Origin of the sequence: Nodosilinea sp. LEGE 07298 (assembly GCF_015207265.1) — a bacterium.
In the GTDB taxonomy this organism is placed as follows: Bacteria; Cyanobacteriota; Cyanobacteriia; order Phormidesmidales; family Phormidesmidaceae; genus Nodosilinea.
On sequence record NZ_JADEXE010000452.1, the window covers coordinates 1 to 3,788 of the forward strand.

At 57.1% G+C, this 3,788-nt stretch carries 4 protein-coding genes and 1 pseudogene; 3 read left to right on the forward strand and 2 right to left on the reverse strand.

Annotated features, from left to right (window positions below; genetic code table 11):
- A pseudogene (locus IQ273_RS31490) lies at positions 1-365 on the forward strand (RNA methyltransferase); the annotation flags it as partial.
- On the opposite strand, the gene IQ273_RS31495 reads toward IQ273_RS31490, so the two are convergent.
- Together IQ273_RS31495 and IQ273_RS31500 are read right to left on the reverse strand one after the other, a co-directional pair.
- On the reverse strand, positions 346-1,005 hold the full coding sequence (locus tag IQ273_RS31495; RefSeq protein WP_194027028.1) for a cofactor assembly of complex C subunit B: 660 nt from the start codon (positions 1,003-1,005) through the stop codon (positions 346-348). The pseudogene IQ273_RS31490 and the gene IQ273_RS31495 overlap by 20 nt on opposite strands.
- 116 nt (positions 1,006-1,121) lie before the next feature.
- A complete protein-coding gene (locus IQ273_RS31500) occupies positions 1,122-1,292 on the reverse strand; it encodes a metallothionein (protein WP_194027029.1) in 171 nt (56 codons plus the stop codon).
- Positions 1,293-1,464: 172 nt separating this feature from the next.
- Here IQ273_RS31500 and IQ273_RS31505 point away from each other — a divergent pair, with 172 nt between their 5' ends.
- Complete coding sequence (locus IQ273_RS31505) at positions 1,465-1,830, forward strand: metalloregulator ArsR/SmtB family transcription factor (protein WP_194027031.1); 366 nt, start codon at positions 1,465-1,467, stop codon at positions 1,828-1,830.
- A 50-nt stretch (positions 1,831-1,880) separates the two neighbouring features.
- Positions 1,881-3,206: a glutamate-5-semialdehyde dehydrogenase gene (locus IQ273_RS31510; RefSeq protein WP_194027030.1), complete on the forward strand. Its 1,326-nt coding sequence runs from the start codon at positions 1,881-1,883 to the stop codon at positions 3,204-3,206.
- The last annotated feature ends 582 nt before the right edge of the window (positions 3,207-3,788 follow it).

The window sequence follows — 3,788 nt, forward strand, 5'->3', positions numbered from 1 at the left end:
GGGTGGGAGGGTGCGATCGCGACCCCGCCATCATTCACCAGGCTCGCGTAAATGCCCAGCGCTGCGACCTGGCCGATCAGATCAACTTCTGGGCTGAAGACCTGTCCGACCTGGAGGCCCCCGCTGACAGCGGCTACCTGCTGTGCAACCCCCCCTACGGCCAGCGCCTTGGGGCCAATGAAGATCTCGGCACCTTTTACAAGCTGCTGGGCGATGTATTGAAGCAGCGTTTCAAGGGCTGGACGGCCTTTGTGCTGAGCGGCAATAAAGAGCTGTCGCGCCACATTGGGCTAAAATCGGCCCAGCGAGTAGCGGTGTATAACGGATCCTTACTCTGCCAGTGGCTCAAGTACGAGCTATATTGAGCGTCTCATCTAGGCTGTAGCCCAGCTTGTCGGCAATGCCTGCCACCCAGGCTTCGTCCTGGCGGGTGTAGCTGCGGGGGGCATTGGCAGCCAGGATTAGCGCACCGCCCTGGCCCATGGGCTGACAAATCACGCCCTGGGTGTTTTCGGGCAGGTAGTCAAACTCCACCCGCCCCGGATAAATACTGAGCTTGACCAAATATACGGCCTTGCCGGTCTCTAGCACCCGCTTCAGAATGGGGCCGGGGGTAACCTCGGCTTTGGGCGCTAAAATACCTCTTCGCAGCAGGGTCTTGCCTTGGTGGTAAACAACGACAGAGCGGGTGACGGTGTTGGTCAACAACAGGTGAGAAGCCCAGGCCAGCTCGGTCTTAATAGCATCGGGGAGATCATCATCGAGATCTAAGCCCTCTTCGCCCACTAGAGTAACGGCTTCTGGGGTGATCGGCTGTACTCGCTGCCACAGCAAGCCGGTCAAGATTAACAGAGCGCTTAAGATCACGCCCATCACATCCGATCGCGCCTGCGATTCAGTCAGGGCAGGGGTCAGCACGCGGTTGAGCAACAGCAGGGTGCCTCCCAACCCTCCAGTCACCAGCGGCAATAGCCGCAGCACGCGGTTTGGGTCAGTTTGCGCCATTGTTCTCGAACTATCCCCCCTGTTTGCTTCTCTCTTCAGTTTACGGGAGTCAGGACTGTTCGCGGGGTTAGAGGGGCTGCAGGTGTTCGCCCCCTTAACCCTGTCGTTGGTATCGCCTAGCTGTTGCAGCCGCAGCCGGTGTGGCCGCAGCCCTCAGAGCCCTCAGGGTGGCCGTTGGCACACACGTCGCTACAAAAATACTGATCGTCTTTTTTCACGGCCTGGCTGGTATCGACAATGCACAGGCACGAGTCGCAGGCACATTTCATTTGGGTAATAGTAGTCATGGCAGGTTTCCTTATGGGTTGGGTGAACTAAACTGATGCTCAAACACTTGAACACCTGTTCATAGAATGAATATAACATGTGAACAGGTGTTCATGGGTTGTTGATCAATTATTGTCTGCTGTAACGTTTAGGCCTAGACCTGGCGCTATGGCTATTGTTTCGAGAAGCGTCATGGCTGGCGATCGCCCTCCCGTTGATGAATCTGCCTGTGGTCACCCTGGCTTGTCGCCAGTGGAAGAGATTTTGAGCGTGGAGAAGGCCCAGCGGATGGCTGAATTTTTTGGCGTGCTGGGCGACCCCAATCGCTGGCGCATTCTTTCGGCTCTGGCGTTGGGAGAACGGCGAGTGGGAGATCTGGCGGCAGCGGTTGGCATGAGCGAGTCAGCGGTGTCACATCAGCTGCGTATTTTGCGGGCAACGCGCCTGGTCAGCTATCGCAAGCGGGGCCGCAATGTTTTCTACTGCCTCAAGGATGACCACGTATTTAGCCTCTACCATGAAGCGTCGGCCCACCTTGATGAACCAGCGGACGATTAAGCGCAGCAGCCGAGGCAGTAAACTAAAGTATTGCCAGCTTGTCCAACGCCATGACTGTTTTTTCCCTGTCTCAAGACACCGCTGCCCAGCCGCTGCTAGCGATCGCCCATGCCAGTCGCCAGGCGGCCCAAACCTTGGCCAGCCTCTCGGCTGACGATAAAAATCGCGCTATTGAGGCGGTAGCTGCCGCTTTAGAAGCCCATGCCAGCGATATTGTGATGGCGAACAAGGCCGACTGTGAGGCGGCGGAGGCCGACAACTTGGCCAAGCCCCTCTACGGACGGCTAAAGCTCGATCGGGTAAAGCTGACCGGGGCGATCGCCGGAGTGCGCGACGTGGCTCGCCTGAGCGACCCCATTGGCACGGTGCAGCTGCACCGCGAGCTAGACGAGGGCCTGGTGCTCAAGCGACTGACGGTGCCCCTAGGAGTGCTGGGGGTAATTTTTGAGTCGCGCCCCGATGCCGTTGTACAAATTGCGGCCCTGGCAATCAAATCGGGCAATGCGGTCATTCTCAAGGGCGGCAAAGAGGCGATTGGGTCGTGTATTGCGCTGGTGCAGGCTATCCAGCAGGGTCTAGAGCAGTCCGGGATAGACCGGGCGGCAGTACAGCTGCTGACGACTCGCGAAGAAACCCGTGCTCTGCTCGACCTGGATGGCTATGTGGATCTAATTATCCCGCGCGGCTCAAATGCCTTTGTCCGGTTTGTACAGGAGAACACCCGCATTCCGGTGCTGGGCCATGCCGACGGCATTTGCCATTTATATATCGATCGCGAGGCCGATCTGGAGCAGGCGATCGCCATCGCCATTGACGCCAAAACCGCCTATCCCTCGGCCTGCAATGCGATTGAAACTCTGCTTATTCACCGAGATATCGCTGCTGAGTATCTGCCGCCGCTGATGACCGCTCTGCGAGAGGCCCAGGTCGAACTGCGGGGTGACGAGCAGGCGAGAGAAATTGTGTCGTATTTGGTGCCCACCACCGACGACGACTGGGAGACCGAGTACAGCGACCTGATTCTTGCGGTGAAGGTGGTGGAGTCGCTGGAGGCCGCGATCGCCCACATCAACACCTACGGGTCGCGCCATACGGAGGCGATCGTGACCCGCAACGCCGCTACCGCCGCTCTCTTTATGAATCACGTTGACGCTGCCGGGGTCTACCACAACTGCTCGACCCGCTTTGCCGACGGGTTTCGCTATGGCTTCGGGGCTGAAGTCGGCATTAGCACTCAAAAAATGCCCCCCCGTGGCCCTGTGGGGCTGGAGGGATTGGTGACCTATAAGTACCAACTGGTGGGCGATGGGCATGTTTCAACCACCTACAGCGGCAGCGAAGCGAAGCCCTTTACCCACCGAAATTTACCGCTTTAACTGACGCGGTTTATAGGTAGTGACCCTGGGCAAGGGGGTTGTCCAGGGCCTGTCAGTCGTTGGTCAATATTGCTTAGGGATCTGCGGGTTAATGGTGTACCAGGTGGCCAGGTTTCGACTTCGCTCAACCTTCAGTGGTCGAGGGCTGAGCGAAGTCGAAGTCCGATCGGCAGGTACCTTAGTGGTCGAGGGCTGAGCGAAGTCGAAGTCCGATCAGCAGGTACCTTATTTTCTAGCGAGTCCCTTAACTGTTGCTTAGCGGTTTACTTGGGACACAAATCCCTTGCTTTCTAAACAGGCTAGATACTTGGTTTCGCTCTCGCCTAGTTTGTAGTCGCTGTAGTTGTCTTTAACGTCGAAAACTTTTTGGTAATTGCTCAACTAGGTTGACGGGTAGCGGCGAATAAGAGAGGGTGGTAAACTTTTGCCATGCAAGACCTGCCGCCGTTAGAAGACCTCAGTTCTGGGGAGAAAGACGCTCTGATACGAGAGCTGTGGCAGAGGGTGCAAGCGTTGCAGGCAGAAGCCGAGAAGCGTCAACGAAAAGGCGTCAAGAAAACGTCACGCAATTCAAGTTTGCCA

Bases quoted from the DNA above. Each gene is read 5' to 3' on its own strand.
- IQ273_RS31495 (WP_194027028.1), bottom strand. From the start codon at position 1,005: ATGGCGCAAACTGACCCAAACCGCGTGCTGCGGCTATTGCCGCTGGTG.
- IQ273_RS31505 (WP_194027031.1), top strand. From the start codon at position 1,465: ATGGCTGGCGATCGCCCTCCCGTTGATGAATCTGCCTGTGGTCACCCT.
- IQ273_RS31500 (WP_194027029.1), bottom strand. From the start codon at position 1,292: ATGACTACTATTACCCAAATGAAATGTGCCTGCGACTCGTGCCTGTGC.
- IQ273_RS31510 (WP_194027030.1), top strand. From the start codon at position 1,881: ATGACTGTTTTTTCCCTGTCTCAAGACACCGCTGCCCAGCCGCTGCTA.